The organism is Nitrospira sp. BLG_1, assembly GCF_047338595.1.
Classification (GTDB): Bacteria; Nitrospirota; Nitrospiria; order Nitrospirales; family Nitrospiraceae; genus Nitrospira_D.
This window is the reverse complement of record NZ_JBLFBO010000003.1, coordinates 1-15,538: the sequence shown is the minus strand read 5'-3', so window position 1 is coordinate 15,538 and position 15,538 is coordinate 1. Positions and strand designations below refer to the sequence as shown.

At 57.1% G+C, this 15,538-nt stretch carries 15 protein-coding genes, 1 tRNA gene and 1 pseudogene; 12 read left to right on the top strand and 5 right to left on the bottom strand.

Annotated elements, in window-relative coordinates:
- The first annotated feature begins 177 nt into the window (after positions 1–177).
- The 5 genes from ACMTNU_RS04075 to ACMTNU_RS04055 all read left to right on the top strand — a co-directional run bounded on the left by ACMTNU_RS04075 (position 178) and on the right by ACMTNU_RS04055 (position 5,632).
- Positions 178–1,155, top strand: coding sequence for a DUF697 domain-containing protein (locus tag ACMTNU_RS04075; protein ID WP_413933923.1), 978 nt, complete (start codon positions 178–180; stop codon positions 1,153–1,155).
- Positions 1,156–1,461: 306 nt separating this feature from the next.
- Positions 1,462–2,013 carry a hypothetical protein gene (locus tag ACMTNU_RS04070; RefSeq protein ID WP_413933922.1) on the top strand — a complete coding sequence of 184 codons (552 nt, stop codon included), beginning with the start codon at positions 1,462–1,464 and terminating at the stop codon, positions 2,011–2,013.
- A gap of 519 nt (positions 2,014–2,532) precedes the next feature.
- Complete coding sequence (locus ACMTNU_RS04065; RefSeq protein ID WP_413933921.1) at positions 2,533–3,603, top strand: alkene reductase; 1,071 nt, start codon at positions 2,533–2,535, stop codon at positions 3,601–3,603.
- 135 nt (positions 3,604–3,738) lie between these two features.
- A complete protein-coding gene (locus tag ACMTNU_RS04060; RefSeq protein WP_413933920.1) occupies positions 3,739–4,965 on the top strand; it encodes an ankyrin repeat domain-containing protein in 1,227 nt (408 codons plus the stop codon).
- A 121-nt stretch (positions 4,966–5,086) separates the two neighbouring features.
- Positions 5,087–5,632 (top strand): ankyrin repeat domain-containing protein, encoded by a 546-nt coding sequence (locus ACMTNU_RS04055; RefSeq protein ID WP_413933919.1) that lies wholly within the window; start codon positions 5,087–5,089, stop codon positions 5,630–5,632.
- Between the two features lie 47 nt (positions 5,633–5,679).
- On the opposite strand, the gene thpR is transcribed toward ACMTNU_RS04055, so the two are convergent.
- The 3 genes from thpR to ACMTNU_RS04040 form a co-directional block, all read right to left on the bottom strand.
- The gene (gene thpR, locus ACMTNU_RS04050; RefSeq protein WP_413933918.1) at positions 5,680–6,279 is read right to left on the bottom strand and encodes an RNA 2',3'-cyclic phosphodiesterase; all 600 of its coding nucleotides are present in this window, start codon (positions 6,277–6,279) and stop codon (positions 5,680–5,682) included.
- A 190-nt stretch (positions 6,280–6,469) separates the two neighbouring features.
- Positions 6,470–7,759 carry a competence/damage-inducible protein A gene (locus tag ACMTNU_RS04045; protein WP_413933917.1) on the bottom strand — a complete coding sequence of 430 codons (1,290 nt, stop codon included), beginning with the start codon at positions 7,757–7,759 and terminating at the stop codon, positions 6,470–6,472.
- 16 nt (positions 7,760–7,775) lie between these two features.
- On the bottom strand, positions 7,776–8,420 hold the full coding sequence (locus ACMTNU_RS04040) for a hypothetical protein (RefSeq protein ID WP_413933916.1): 645 nt from the start codon (positions 8,418–8,420) through the stop codon (positions 7,776–7,778).
- A 95-nt stretch (positions 8,421–8,515) separates the two neighbouring features.
- Here ACMTNU_RS04040 and ACMTNU_RS04035 point away from each other — a divergent pair, with 95 nt between their 5' ends.
- From ACMTNU_RS04035 to ACMTNU_RS04010, 6 genes are all read left to right on the top strand, one after another.
- Positions 8,516–9,241 (top strand): chlorite dismutase family protein, encoded by a 726-nt coding sequence (locus ACMTNU_RS04035; RefSeq protein WP_413933915.1) that lies wholly within the window; start codon positions 8,516–8,518, stop codon positions 9,239–9,241.
- Between the two features lie 195 nt (positions 9,242–9,436).
- Positions 9,437–9,658 carry a hypothetical protein gene (locus ACMTNU_RS04030; protein ID WP_413933914.1) on the top strand — a complete coding sequence of 74 codons (222 nt, stop codon included), beginning with the start codon at positions 9,437–9,439 and terminating at the stop codon, positions 9,656–9,658.
- Positions 9,659–9,745: 87 nt separating this feature from the next.
- Positions 9,746–10,927, top strand: a complete 1,182-nt coding sequence (locus ACMTNU_RS04025; protein ID WP_413933913.1) for a hypothetical protein — start codon at positions 9,746–9,748, stop codon at positions 10,925–10,927.
- A gap of 49 nt (positions 10,928–10,976) precedes the next feature.
- Positions 10,977–11,417: a hypothetical protein gene (locus ACMTNU_RS04020; protein WP_413933912.1), complete on the top strand. Its 441-nt coding sequence runs from the start codon at positions 10,977–10,979 to the stop codon at positions 11,415–11,417.
- A 97-nt stretch (positions 11,418–11,514) separates the two neighbouring features.
- Positions 11,515–11,901, top strand: coding sequence for a hypothetical protein (locus tag ACMTNU_RS04015; RefSeq protein ID WP_413933911.1), 387 nt, complete (start codon positions 11,515–11,517; stop codon positions 11,899–11,901).
- A 38-nt stretch (positions 11,902–11,939) separates the two neighbouring features.
- On the top strand, positions 11,940–12,863 hold the full coding sequence (locus ACMTNU_RS04010) for a hypothetical protein (protein WP_413933910.1): 924 nt from the start codon (positions 11,940–11,942) through the stop codon (positions 12,861–12,863).
- Here the strand turns inward: ACMTNU_RS04010 and ACMTNU_RS04005 are convergent.
- Positions 12,857–13,720 (bottom strand): SDR family oxidoreductase, encoded by an 864-nt coding sequence (locus ACMTNU_RS04005; protein WP_413933909.1) that lies wholly within the window; start codon positions 13,718–13,720, stop codon positions 12,857–12,859. The two genes, ACMTNU_RS04010 and ACMTNU_RS04005, sit on opposite strands and share 7 nt — an antisense overlap.
- Before the next feature lie 144 nt (positions 13,721–13,864).
- Here ACMTNU_RS04005 and ACMTNU_RS04000 point away from each other — a divergent pair.
- Positions 13,865–13,940, top strand: a tRNA-Met gene (locus ACMTNU_RS04000).
- Between the two features lie 358 nt (positions 13,941–14,298).
- On the opposite strand, the pseudogene ACMTNU_RS03995 reads toward ACMTNU_RS04000, so the two are convergent.
- Positions 14,299–15,517 (bottom strand): annotated as a pseudogene (locus tag ACMTNU_RS03995) (IS3 family transposase).
- Positions 15,518–15,538 lie beyond the last annotated feature (21 nt).

The following is a 15,538-nucleotide window of genomic DNA, read 5'->3' as shown; positions in this document are numbered from 1 at the left end:
AGCTCTTTGGGGTTCTGATCAAAAAAGAACCTGGCCTGAGTCCATCCCGTGGCACCACCTCTCGGCCTTGAATGGAATACCTCTATTCGGTAGGATGACCTTGTCCATGCACGCTCCACTGGACGGTCTTACATCAGCCTGTCCCACTGCTCAAGGCAGACCAAGGGAATTGCCTGCATGCCACATCCAATAGACCAGCCTCTTACCCCCATTCCTCACTGGAAACCTTCGTTCTGGGCGTTCCTCGGACTCGGTATCCTGCTCTTCCTAAGCCTGATCGCCCTTTCGAACGTGCTGGACATCGGAGAACGCCTCAGCCGCCTCCATTGGAGTCTGGAGTACTCGTTCTATACACTGGTCCTCTGTGCCATCTATGGTCTGCTTATCAAACCCGTGCTGTCCGTCATCGGAACGCACTCGCACCCGCTTCAGCGCGTGCTGGTGTCCGATGCCAGCGTGACCCAGAAGGAATACAAAGCCGTTGCCAAACGCTTTCTCCTCAGTGGCGGCCTATCCGCAGAAGTCACGAGGCGATTACAGGAGTCGATGTGGTCCGGTGTTGGGTTGCAGCAGGAAGTCAAAGCCGCACTTGACGAGAAACGTGCCTGTTCAGGCCAGATCGTAAAAAATCATGCGCGGTTGGCGTTCCTGAGCACCGCCGTCATCCAAAACGGGAGTCTTGATGCGCTGATGCTGGCCTATGCCAATCTCAAACTGGTACGTGCGCTCGTCATCCATTACGGCTTTCGTCCGTCGTTTCCTGCTTTGATCACGATGTACGGACAAATCCTCGCCGCAGCTCTGATCGCCGAACGTGTCGAGGACATGCAACTCGAGGATGTGTTCCCACCGTTAAGTGCATCGGTCGGCGGCGGGGTCATGTCGGCCATTCCCGGCATGCATCTGATCGTCCATGCGCTGTTGCAGGGAATGGGCAGCGCGTTCTTGACGTTACGAACCGGCTATCTCACGGAAGAGTATATTCTCCGCGGAGCAGAGGCCTTTGATCGTCGACGCGAACGCCAATCCGCCAATCGCCGTGCGGCAAAAGACCTCCTCGGCGTCGTCCTGGCCACGGCCGCGCAGCTCCCCGCCTCCATGCGCACATTCCTGAAAGCCGCCAACTTCTTCCGCGAACCGGTCCATCAGGCCTAATAGGCGACTGCCCCCCGCTAACGATACATCTTGATAGGGAGCACCTCGCATTTCTCACAAAGTGAGCACTCTCACGGATGGCAATTCCTGAACCGCGTCACATTCAAGCCCGTAGGAACAGCTGCCTGACCCTATTGTGTTACATCTCAGGTGGGACCGGCCTGTACTTCAACTGCACCCCGAACATACGCTCGTTGATATTGCCTCCGGCACCGTGAAACCAGATCCGTCGAGCCACGGCCCCAATGGACCAGAAGAGACTCGACCAGATAGAATATCGCCGTAACGCTTCCGTGAAAGGATTTGATGGACTTCATCTCTCATGGCCTCTGGGGTTCGATTACGTTTGGCCGCAAGAGCCGATGGAGTTTCGGGCTGGCATTCGCCATCGGCATGGCGCCCGATCTTTTTTCATTCGGAGTCCTGTACATCGCAGCCGCGTTCGGCTTCTCGCTGAAGCCCGACTTTAGTCACGGCACTCCTCCGGAATCGACGATTCCGCACTATGTCCATCAACTCTACAATTGCACCCATAGTTTCGTCGTCTTTCTCGTCGTCTTTGTCTTCGTGTGGCTCTTCTTGAAACGACCGGTCTGGGAACTCGGAGCATGGGGACTGCACATCTTGGCCGACGTGCCCTTGCATACGTATGCCTTTTTCCCGACCCCGGTGCTGTGGCCCTTCTCCAACTGGAAATTCGACGGGTGGCAATGGACGACACCTGCCGTCCTCATTCCCAACTTTGTGCTGCTGGTGTTGCTCTACACCTGGTATATCCGGCATCTCTACTTGGCCAACAAGAAAGAACAGACCCGGCAGAAAGCCATTTCCAACTACCCGCTAAAGGAAAGCCCGTAGCGACGCCCTGATCGTCCCTGTCGTCACGATGCAATGAATACATATGAAGAGACCGGGAGTCTTTTCTGATTACGGCTGGACACCCAACAACAAGAAGGATTAGGGTGAGTCATACGCCTACAAGAGGAAGCCCATGCCTGGAATGTTTGGCAAAGATCCGCCGCTCATGCTGATCGCCATCGGAATCGTCATTGTCGCCATTGTGGTGTTCGCTCTGATGACGGCAGGTTATTAGGCCGACCAGCGGCCGCTGCACGATTCTTTTTGATTTCCGCCTGAAAGTACTATGGCCATGCTGTCTCAACAGCAGCATCTACCGTCCCACATCATGTAACCTACCGCTTCAGCTTTGCCTCGCTACGTGACCCACCGCTGCACATCGAAGCAGACACTGGTCAGAAAAGCCGCACCGCCCGCTCACCACTCGTCCGCGCGGTTCTCTCTATTAGCTTGACTCTCCGGCTGGCTCACTTATAAGTTCTCCCGCGAACGATTGACCCATCAAGCAAAGGACCACCCATGCCGACATTGTTCACCCCGCTCCAAGTTGGAGAACTCCTCTTACCCAACCGGATCGTCATGGCTCCCCTCACCCGTGCACGAGCCGGCGCGACACACATCCCCAACGACATGATGGTGGACTACTACTCACAACGTGCGTCGAGCGGCCTCATCATGACGGAATGTACGATGGTCGATGCCCATGCTTGTGCCTTCATGGGTGAAGGTGGCATATACAGCCCTGCACATGTAGCCGGCTGGAAACGGGTGACGGAGGCGGTCCATGCCAAAGGCGGCCGGATCTTCCTGCAGATCTGGCATCCTGGGCGTGCCGCGCACTCGTTGTTGAACGAGGGCGAGCAGCCGGTTTCGAGCAGCGCCAAAGCCATCCGCAATGAGACGACCCACACCCCTCAGGGTGACCAGCCCTATGAAATCCCTCGCGCTCTCCGCACCGAGGAGATCCCACGCTATGTGGCGATGTTCACACTTGCTGCACAGAACGCCAAACAGGCTGGCTTCGACGGGATACAGATCCATGGTGCCCACGGGTATTTGATCGATAACTTTCTCCGCGATGGCGTCAACGCACGCACGGATGCCTATGGCGGCTCAATACCCAACCGGGCTCGGTTTCTATTGGAGATAACCGACAGTGCGATCAGTGTCTGGGGTGCAGAATGTGTCGCGGTGCGAATTTCACCGCTCGTCCCGTTTAATGACATGGTCGACAGCCAACCCGAAGCTCTCGTGACCTATGTGGCGCAGGAATTGAGCCGGAGAAAGATCGCCTTCCTTGAAATCCGACACGAGAATCATGCGCTGCCTGCGGAACAAGCCATCTTGGAAATCGCCCGACGACAGTTCCAGGGCGTCCTCATGAGCAACGGGAGTTACACCCGCGAGAGTGGCGAATCGACACTTGCACGAGGAGCCGCTGACGCCATCGTCTACGGACGTCCCTACATCGCCAATCCGGACCTCGTCGAGCACTTTGCACAACAGGCTCCACTCAATGCGGTAAACTACGATCGCCTGTATGGAGGTGGACCAGACGGCTACAGCGACTATCCCCCCTTGGCCTCCTGACATCCAGCCCGTCCCATTGAGCCTGGTTTGTACATCGACTCGCCTGACGCTCCGCGATGGCAGAGAGGACTGGAAGGAAGCAATCCAGTTAGTTCATAATCCCCTTCCTCTACTCTCACCAATTTGGAGACTGACATGACCTCGCGACAGATCACACTCTGCACCCTCTGTGCCCTGCTGCCGCTGCTCCTGGCCATGCGACCAGTGGATGAAACCCTACTAACAGCCGCCATGGATGGGCAGCTTCCCCAGATCAAGAAACTCGTCGAGGACGGAGCAGATGTCAGCGCGGCCAATGCGCAGGGGACGACCGCCCTGCATGCGGCCGCCTGGAACGGGCATCGCGACGTGGTGACATACTTGCTGCGCAAAGCCGCACCGGTCAATCACGTGACCAGCGACGGAGCCACCCCGCTTTACATTGCGGCACAGAATGGCCATCCGGAGGTGGCCGCCTTGTTACTCAATAACGGAGCCACCGCGAATCTTGCTACCACCACAGGTGTGACGCCGCTTTTCATCGCCGCGCAGAACGGCTATCGAGACATCGTGGCCCTCTTGCTCCGCCATAAGGCCGACGCAAATCAAGCTGCGGAAGACGGTGTGACGCCACTCTTCATCGCGGCACAACGAGGCCAGCACACGGTCGTGGAGCTACTGCTTCAACATGGGACCAACGCGAAGCTGAGCTTGGCTGACGGGTCAACGCCGCTGTTCGTCGCTGCCCAGAATGGCCATCTCCCAACCGTGTCACTGCTCCTCGAACAAGGCGCCGCCGTGAACCAGGCCATGACGGATGGGGCGACACCACTGTTAGTCGCGGCACAAAACGGACATCGCGCCATCGTGGAACTTTTGCTCGAACGTGGTGCGCTTGTGAATCAATCGGTCCAGAACGGTGTGACCCCACTCCACGTTGCCGCGCAAAACGGCCATCGGGAGGTGGTGACGCTGCTGCTGAAAAAGAAAGCCGCCATCAATCAACAGGCACGAAACCGAGCGACGCCGCTCTTCCTTGCCGTGCAAAACAACCACCGGGACGTCGCGACACTCCTTTTAGAAAAAGGCGCCTTGGTCAACCAATCCACGCCTGACGGCGCGACCCCCCTCCACATCGCAACCGCAGCAGGCTATCGCGAGATGGCCGCCCTCCTCTTGAAAAAAGGCGCGGCGATCAACGCGCAGACCGCGGACGGGAAAACCCCCTTGCATCTGGGTGCCTATCATGGCAATCGAGAGCTCGTGACGCTCCTGCTCAAGCATGGAGGAAACAAACGTGCGAAGACACAATCGGGTGAACACCCGCTCGATCTTGCTCGTCAACAAGGCCATCGCACACTCTATGCGATCCTGAAACTGTAGCCCACAGTATTCATGAATGCGTCGACTGCAATCCCCGGCATGCGGCTGCCATACGCTGAAACCGTGTGAAGAGGCTCGGAACTCTCTGTAATCGCACCTCTAGAAACCAAGAGCGAATGAAATGACGTCGGATACACTGAATTGGAAACGAGTCCTCTGGTCTCTTGCACTGCTGTTGATCAGTGGCTGCACCACATCACCGGAAGAGCAACTCCGCCGAGCCGCGGCGGATGGGAATCTGCTCCGAGTGGAGACCTTTCTTGGACAAGGCATCAATACAGAATCAGCCGATGCGCGTGGGATCACCCCGCTCCACCTCGCCGCCAAGTATGGACGGAGACCCGTGGTAGCGCTGCTGCTCGAACGGGGTGCAGCGGCGAATCCCAGAAGCCAGGACGGCATCACGCCGCTTTCCATTGCAGTCCAAGAGGGACAGCGAGAGATGGTGGCGTTGCTCTTAGAGAAAGGTGCGCAGGTGAATGAACAAGTGCAGATCGGTGGCGCAACACTCTTGCACGTCGCAGCCTATCGAGGCGATCAGGAGATCGTCAGCCTTCTCCTTCGACATGGTGCAGATAAGCAGGCCAGAATGACCTCGGGAGAACGCCCGGTCGACTTGGCTCAGCAACAAGGCCACCAGACGCTGATTCCGCTCCTTGAGCCTTAACGTGCACCTGTGGCTTCCAAATCAGACAAGCAGAAGGTTCAGCTCCCTCACGCTACTTCCCACAGCTTCGTATAGACCGGTCCGGTCGGACGAAGTTTGCTCTTCATCAAGACCAGCGGCCCGACGGTGATGACACCGACAGAGAGTGCACGATCACAGGCACCGCTTTGAACGAGCCTCTGCCCGACCTCTCGATCGCCGGTCTTGATCCGTGCCACGGTGAGGTGTGGTGTAAAGGGTTTGTCCTCCGTCACAAAACCGAGAGACCGGCAACAGGATTCGATCTCCCGATGCAATGCCGTCAACTGTTTGGCTACATCACCCTTCAGCCATGGCTCAGATGGGCCGCCCCACAGCACCCGTGGCTGCCGAAGATTGGGGAAGGCCTGGAGCCGATCGATGGGAACCTGAATGGTCGGATGGGATCTCCGGATGGTCGCCATGGCTTCTCGCATCGGCTCGAGTACCTGTTCATCCGTATCGCCGAGAAACCTCAAGGTGAGATGAATGGACGATGGCTGTACCCAGGCGATCCGGACTGATTTTGACGACTCGCCGCCGAGCCGTACTTGCAAATCTTGTTGCACCAATGCGATCTGCTTGCGAAGGTCCTCACTGAGTTCGACGGCGAGAAAAGTGCGAATCATGCTTACCCTCATTATTCATAACGGTTCGTAGTGAAATTGCCTCGGGGAGTTTCAAGTTCCAAGTTTCAGGCTCCACGTTTCCGGACAACCTGAAACATGAAACCTCAAACTTGAAACCCTTGACCGAGACGCTTCACGAACGACGAGCGACGAATGTTGTTATAGCAGAAGCGTTTATGAATAATGCGGGCTACCCTCTCTGGATCAACCACCGACGCAGCATATCCAGTGCCGCTTGCGCAGCGCGTTGTTTAATGACCGAACGATCGCCATGGAACCGGAATTCTTTCGTGAGCGGCTCGCCCGCTCCTCCGTCGAGTCCGATATAGACCAAGCCGACCGGCTTGGTCTCCGTGGCTCCTCCTGGTCCGGCAATGCCCGTGACCGACAAAGCCACCGACACCCCAGCCCGTTCTCGCATCCCCGTCGCCATGGCTTGCGCCACTTCTCGACTGACGGCTCCATGTTGGGCGATGAGGTTTGCCGGTACCCCGAGCATCTCCGTTTTGGCTTGGTTGCTATAACAAATCGCGCCCCGATCGACATAGACAGAGGATCCCGGCACCATGGTGAGCCGATGGCCGATCAACCCGCCGGTGCAGGACTCGGCAACCGCGATCGTGCGGTGCTGTTCAACCAATAATCGCCCGACGACCTCTTCCATCGTGTCCTGTCCTACAGCATAGATCCACTCCGCCAAGCGCCGACGCACCTCTTCGATTTTCGACGTGAGCACGTGCGCCTTGACCGAACGCCGGGCGCTCGTCGTCAACGACACGAGTACCCCATTTGGCGAAGCCAGCAGCCCCAATGCGATCGGTTCCCGCTTGGAAACCACTCCCTGTAATTTGGTATCCACTTCAGCCTCCGGCAATCCCCAGGTCTGAAAGATCACCCGGCTGATGGGGTGAGGCCGTGCGTGCTTCGATTGTTTCAGTCGGTCCACGATCAAGGGGATGACCGTCTCCTGCATCATGGCCCGCATTTCACTCGGTACACCCGGCAGTGTCACGATGTACGTCCCCTTCCAGGGAAGGGCAAATCCTGGTGCAGACCCGACCGGATTGGGCAAGACCATGGCGTTGGCGGGAATCAGCGCTTGTCGCAACTGCCCCCGATTCGGCACTCTTCCCCACTGCGCCAATCGCGCCTTCATGCCCTCAAACGCTTCTTTGCGGCGAGCCAGACGGGAGCCCGTCACCGCTGCAACGGCCTCTCGAGTACAATCATCAACCGTAGGGCCAAGCCCTCCCGTCATGATCACAATGCCGGCCCGTTGCCGGGCGATCATGAGTGCATGCCCAATATCACCCTCATCATCACCAACAATGGATTTAGACCGGACTTCCACACCGATCGCGGCAAGAGCCTCCGCGATGAATAATGAGTTACTATCGGCCCGCCCCCCGACCAGCAACTCCGAACCAATGGCAATGGTTTCGGCTATACACGTACGAGCGGATGAAGTAACCGTGGGCATAGGCCGTGAGGAGTCCCTATTCAATGTGAGCAAAATCAACCACGACACGGACCTCTCCTCCACCGGCCGGAAAGATCGTGATCGTCGTCCTGGCGTTTGAGTCGAAATCATTGTAGCGGAATGTCGCTACAATTTTGGCGAGAAATTTCTGCGACTCAGGCCACGTTGCCCGGCGCTCGGCTTGGCTGTCGGCTCGCACCGTGAACGGCTTGATCGTTCTCCCCTCTTGATCAAGAACCATGTAACTGTTCACGGCAAAATCCGGACGCTCTCCGACGATCGTCGCGCTGACAAGCATGGTGGAGGCCTCGATTACGTGGGCGACATCGGCCGTGCTCGGTTCAAGTCCTCGTAACGCCATATGAGCGGCCAACACCGACAACCCTCCGAGCTTCGTCAGGAGAAAGCCTTCAGGCTGTGCGGGATCGGCATTCCCGAAGCGAGCATACAAGGTTTCGGGCGAGCGTTGCTGCGCCGCGGCTTGTTTTCCCCGATCCAATGCGAGTTGAATGGGGGTCGGCGTCGGACTCACCTCGATCGCAGCCGCAAGGCCGATGAAACTCAGCAGGCCTGTGACAGTCTGTCCAAGTACCGCAGAAGCCAAAACCCCCATCTGCCAGCGGGGCACAGAACGATTTGGCCTTGTCAATCGATGCCTCACGCCTGGTCCTCCGGTTGACAACACGGAAGGGGAAATGCTAAACGAAAGAAAACTACAAAGAGTACTGCCTCTCAATTTACTAAAGGAGCTTTGTAATGTCGACTCCGGAGACCCCCCCTTCTACGCCAACACCACCTCGGCGTCAGTTCGTCAATTTTGCGTTCTACAAAGTGGACCCGGCATGGCGACGGCTCCCAGAGGATGTGCGCACTCAGGGCAAACAGGAGTTCTTGCGTGCGGTCGAAGATTTTAACGGCAAAGTGTTGGTCGTCCCCTATTCCACCGTCGGGATCCGAGGGGATTGTGACTTTATGCTGTGGCGCATCAGCTACGATCTCGATCTGTTTCAGGATATGAGCGCCAAGATGCTGGCCTCCGGCCTTGGGCAGTATCTCTCGACTCCCTACTCGTATTTGGCCATGACCAAGCGATCCATCTATGTCGACAACCATTCACATGCGGGACAGGAAGGGAAGCGGCTGACGGTCGTGCCAGGGAAAAGCAAATACATCTTTGTGTATCCCTTTCTCAAAACACGTGAGTGGTTCCTTCTGACCAAAGCGGCTCGCCAGGGTATGATGGACGAGCATATCGAAGTGGGTCATCGCTTTCCCTCAGTGAAGCTGAACACCACCTATTCGTTTGGATTGGATGATCAGGAATGGGTCGTCGCGTTTGAAAGCGACAAGCCGGAAGATTTCCTTGACTTGGTGATGGCCCTACGGGAGACGGAAGGATCACGATATACCTTGCGGGATACCCCGATCTTCACCTGCGTCCGCAGAAGTCTTAAGGAAACGCTCGATACGCTCGGCGGCTAAGTGCCAGGAATATCCGTATGGACGAGGGCCTTCGGTCACCCGACCGAAGGCCCTTTGTTTTTCAGCGACGATCTCATTACCCTAAGGAAAGTACCCCCGCTCACCCAGCATGAATAGACGTCAGCCCGTAGTTTTGACAGTTCGACGAACCCTATGGTACCTGTACAGACAGCAGGCTCAAGAAAGTGAGTGGCCATGGCTGACACGACTTCCCTCTATGCTCTGCGTTTTCCCGATGGCTCGGTCAGTCTGTATATCGATGAGCAGTATGCCCGGGACAAGGGGATCGATCCTTCCCGCCTTGTCCAGGTGGAAATTCCACGTGAGATGTTCATCAGCGGGACGATCCAGGATGTTCGGGAATATGTCGCACGTCAGCTGGAGCAGGCTTCTCAACAGAAAGCCGGTACGGCATAGCGACATCGCTGCCGGATCAACGGACCACAACAGAACACCGCACTAAAAGGTCATCATCTTTTTTCTGTATCAGCTAACCGGAACACCATGACACCAACACTCGCATCTTCTCCCCTTACGGTTGATATCATTGAGGAGGCGATCGCCAACCTGCCGATTCAGGGACGGATTATCCTCCGACTGCTGCTGTTGCAATATCTCGATGTCACGCAGGACGAAATCCTGTTTATGGTGGCAGATCGACCGGACCCTCGCTGTGTCTCCGGCAAGAAACCCGTCACGACCATGACCCAGGAATCCATCATGGCCATGGTCGACCGCCGGAACGAATACCGCCGACGAGCCAGACTCCGACGAGAGCGAACCTGGTTGCAATGTGTCGCCCTCGAACATCTCATCAAGACGGCCTCCGCATTCGCCGCCCGGGCCTCCGTTCTCCTCACCGATCGAGGCGTCTCATCGGAAACGATCGCGGCGCTCAGCGCACAGGCTCGTTCCGCAGTCCCGTCCACGACGTTACGGATCCTGGAACAACAGTGGGAGAAGAACGAAATTGGCGCTGAGGAGTACCAAAAGCATCGTTTGGTCGTCGAAATGCAGATGCAGCTTCGTTTTGCTGAACGATTCAGAAAGCGCCTGGCCTTGGCAGAACGCGAACGTCGGACCTCCGACTCGACCACACTGCAAGACCACGAGATCGGCCACATCTGGGGTATTCCGGCCGGAACTCTTGCCGCACGCAAGGTCAAATTCCTCTCCCAATATCTGCTGGCCACTCAAGCCAGGTGTTCAGACACCTCGGTAAGCGGATCGCCCGTTCCGTCACCCGAGATGTGGCAAGCCACCCTGCGTACCCTCTCCCAGACTCCGATTGAGCGGTCGATTGCCACGTACGACGGACTGGAAGGTACAGAATCCGCACTGATTGAAAAACTTGAACTCTATGCGATGATGGGAATATCGGAAGCGACGGAGACCAAGTTCTGGAATTCGCTCGTGTATGGCGCCAGTTCCAACGCGATTCATACAGAAACGACCCGAACCTTATTCGGTCTCCAACGGCTGGTCTCAATTCAAAAGGATCTGGATACCAGCAACGCCGCGTTGGACGAGGAGTTACTGAAACGATCGATGCCCACACCCAAGGCCGGCGAACTTCCCACTCCGGCACCAGAGTCCGGTCAGGGGGAACTCACCGACTTTCAACGGCATATTCTCCATAACTTTATCGGAGAGGATGTGAGCGGCCGGTCATCCGACAAATGGTGAACTTTCGATCTTGCCAATCACCGGCGGTTCGGTATAATTACCCCCAGCCATGAAGACACAAGGCATTAGTCGACAACCGTTTGTAACCTCTCTGGCCGGGTTTCTTTTCCTCTTCATGTTGTGTGTGCTTACACCTGGGTCACCAGGCACAACGACGGCTCTCGCAAGCGGTCTGATTGAGATTGCGGAACTATTGGCGCACCCGGAGCAATACGATCATCAGGACGTCGTCGTCACCGGCAAAGTCATGAATGTCCAGCTGGCAACCAATCGCCAGGGACAGCCAGCCTACGGATTCCTCCTCCAAGATCAAGCCGGCACCCTCAAGGTCGTCAGCCTTGGCCAGCTCGAAGTGCATGAAGGGGATCAAGTGATCGTGGAAGGTGTCTTCAATCGCCTCCGCCAAGTTGGCCGCACCATTGTCTACAACGAGATCAAGGCCATCTCAGTGAAACCGATGACCCGCCTCAATCCAGACCTGGTCGGTTGATCGACTCAGTGGCTTTTCACACCGTTCGTGCGTTGTTTCGAATGCACCTTCAACGTGGTTGCTTTTCCATTGTTATCCCCCAACAACAATGGCTGCCATGATGCGGCAGAATCTTCTCGCATTGATGCTCCTGGGCTTCGTGCAGATATGGCTGGCAGGTTGCAGCACCCCTGCCCATGTTGGCGAATACCCCAATCAACAGCGTATGGTGGGAAAATCTAAGTCATCGATCCTTGCCTGTGCCGGGACGCCCCACAAGGAAACCTCAGACGGTGAACGAACTTTTCTGCGATACTACCGAGAAGCCCCGATACTGGAAGAGTCTCGGCCGGTTGGGAAAGGGAGCTTTGCAACCATTCGCCATGGCTGTTGGGCCACCGTCATCCTGATTGATGATCGTGTCGTGGATGTTCACTACCGTTTTGTCCCTCCAACATTTGATGCCTCCAACGACTGTGAAGACATTTTTGATTCCTGTCAGTAGCGGAAGATTTCGACTGATCCCGTATCATCGTGGTGCCCATGACCTCGCTCATTTTCCGTACAGCGACAACCCTCGGCATGAGCCTCGGACTTAGCCTCCTCCTCTTGCTCAATCCCCCACAGGCATTGGCCCTTGAAAAGTACGGACGTCCGCTCCCCTCCATGGATGATCCCAATGGTCGAGAGGCCGAAGAGTCGATCTTTGCCGGATATCTTCTCGCCAGTGCCTTCGCGTCGAATCGTACGTTCACCGCTAGGCCCGACAATACCGGTTTGGTGGGAATGCGCCATATGCTCCACCTGGAGACCGATCTCTACAAGCAATACCTGACGTTCTATACGGACCAGAATTTTTTCTCCGACCGGACAAACGGTTGGATCGAACTCAGCGAATGGGACGGGACCTATGCCCTCACCGGCGTGCTCGGCCACGTCAATTGGCGTCTCCAATACGAACGCGATATCCCGATCGATCGGAAAGGCCTCACACAAGAATATGCCGATGGTCTGGTCACCGCCAAATTCCAGGCGGTTCAGGATATGTCAGGCTGGAGCCGGATGTTCCCCAATCAAAATCTGACGGTCTACGCCGGAGCCGGCTGGCTCTTTCATAACAGGAATTATTTCGCCAGACCCGACAATACCGGCCGAGCACTCTTCCGGTATGTCGCCCATGCCGACCTCGATCTCTACAAGAACAAGCTCGTGCTCTATGGCGACGTGAATATGTTTACGGATCGAGATGCGGGAAACCAGGCCAGCCCGACCGAATTGGATTGGATCATCGGCCTCGCCGTACGCTGGCGCAACATGGAATTCGCCGTCTATCACGAACAAGATCAGCCCCTCGATCGAGCGGGACTTGTGCAAAAATATCTCGCGCTCCAGCTCCGCTTTTCATTCGACATCTCAAAGCAAGATCTTGGGATTCGACTCGCGAAACCAACGCCAGGGAGTCAGTGAGGGAGCTTGAGGACGGCCGTGAGAAGGCGGTCCATGATCCGGTCCGGAAGAATTTGCCCGAGGAACGCACGAATCTTTGCATCCGTGCCGACCAAGTAGCGGGTCTTGGGTACAGGAGCCGTCAGGGCCTCCTCAACTATCTTCGCGACAACGTCCGCCGGAATCGCTCGCGTCGCCGCCTCGTCCACCACCTTTCGGACTGCCGCCACCGTCGGTTCATAGAGTCTTTTCAGCTCCGCCTCCATACTCGCTTCTCGCCCGGCGGCATCGTCGGCAGACTTTGTCCAGATCGGGGTTGTGATCGCACCAGGCTCGATAATCGACACGTGGATGCCCCATGGTTGCACCTCCAGTCTCAAGGCATCCGTCATCGCCTCCAGGGCGAACTTCGAGGCAGAATAGGCTCCCATCATCGGAATCGTGGAACGGCCTGCGATCGAGCCCATGTTGACAATGCGACCACGGGCCTGACGGATCAGCGGAAGAAACGCTTGCGTGACGGCGAGCTGTCCAATCACATTCACGTCAAGTTGCCGCCGAAAATCAGGAAGCGGAATGGCTTCGAGCGGCGCCGGCACTGCAATCCCGGCATTATTCACAAGCCCATACAAACCCTTCGCCCCACATTGCTCTGCAACAATCGTGAGAGCGCGCTGAATGGATGGCTGATCGGTCACATCAAGCAAGATCGGGATAAGTCGATCGGAGCCAGACTGTTGCAGTCTCGCTCCATCCTCCGGCTTCCGCACCCCGGCATAAACAGTGAATCCTGATCGATCAAGATGGAACGCACAGGCCGCCCCGATACCAGTCGACGCCCCAGTGATAACCACAGCACGGGCATTTCCAATCGACATACTATCTCTCGTCTCCTCTTCACACGGGACCATATCAGGTTTGAGATCACAGCATCCAGACGGAATGAAACATTCTGTCATCCCAGCGGTGGACACCAACAACCGACTTCGGCTATCATCAGGGGCTCTGTTCGGCTCTGACGTGGCGGTGTAGCTCAGTTGGTAGAGCAGCGGACTCATAAGCCGCGGGTCACCCGTTCAATCCGGGTCACCGCCACCATACCAACCTTCGGTTGACCCGTGCGCTCTTTATCGTTTTATCGTACTATTGCGCACGGATAAACTCCTTCGGTGATCTCCCTGTTCTTGCAAGTCCAGCCGCCCATTCAAATTCTTTTCGAAATTGTTGGCAACGGATAAACGCCATCGACGTTCCTCTACTGCGAACCTCATCACCACATTGACAGTATTGAACGGGGGACTTGTACCGCTCTCGATTTCTTGGACACGGTTATAGCCGTATTCGCCCCGACCTGTGGGTCTCAGTGTTCGGTGATCGGCGATCCTGAGCCCACTGTGGGCGTCGTGTTTTGAGGGCCACTTCACAAGATGCCCCCACTCCTCGATGATCGACCTTGTCACGCGGCCTCCGAGGTAACCAGCAGGTCCCGACGGACCTGGCGTGGTGAGCGGAACCCATGCCGCTCGACCAACCACTGCTCATTATATAGCGGCAACCAGTTGAGGAGCGCCTGGCGGAGCTCCTCCACCGTCTGGAACGTGTGCACCCATAAGAGTTGCTCTTTCAGCGTCCGAATGAACCGCTCTGCCACGCCGTTGCCTTCTGGGGCACGGACAAACGCCGGACTGGATGTGATGCCCAGGAATCGGAGTTCAGCCTGAAAGTCGTCACTCATATATTGACTGCCATGATCATGTCGCACCTGCAGACCCGCCGCGATGCCGGCAGAGACGGCCCCGAACTGCTGGCGCACCCCTTGGCGAATCGGTTCTAAGGCCTCGAAGCGGGTGGCCCGCTTCGCCGCATGGATGCCGATCCCTTCGAGCGTACAATGATCCACCCCGATGAAGACCGTGACGGCGCCGTCCGCTACCGTCACCGTGCTGGTTGCATCGGTGCCCCACATCTGATTTGGGCGCTCGGTGATAATCGTGCCATCGTGAACTCGCGGCCCCACGACGCGCGGTACCCGGCTGGGAGCCAAGAGGTCGGCCTGCCGCATGAGTCGGAGCACGCGGGGTTTGGACGTGCGAATCCCCTGCGCCCGTAGTCGTGCCCACACTTTGCGATGCCCCTCCCCAAGAAATGGCGAGGTGGCCAGCACGTGGCGAATATGCACGGTGAGCACTTCATCCGTGTACGCGGTCTTCGGGCCCCGTTTCGTCGGCTCACGGGGCAGTGACACCCGACGGCCCGGCTGGGCAAAAACGAGGATCGACTCAGGCCCCATTCCTGACAGACCCGGACCACACCATACGGACGATGCGTGGAAGGCGACGGGGTGTGGCTCATCGCGTCGACCTCCCGGTGGCCAAAGGGGTGCCACCCCGCAGCCGCTGAACCGCTTCCCGCGACAGTTCCAGCCGCATCGTCAAGTCTCCAACCAAGGCTTTCAACCGAGCGAGTTCGTCTTCGCGGCCATCACCGGCCCGACTCTTCAACCCGGCTTGGCCACTCGCCAGGAACTGGTCCCGCCACGCCGACACCGTCGCGGCGGTGATCCCGGCTTCCCGCGAGACCATATCGAGATCGTCACCCCGCAACAGGCGCAGCACCACGTCCATCTTCTTGCGCGAGGAAAACTGAGGTAAGCTCGAAAAAGTGGACGTCTTCACCCTATGATCTGAGGTCTGGAG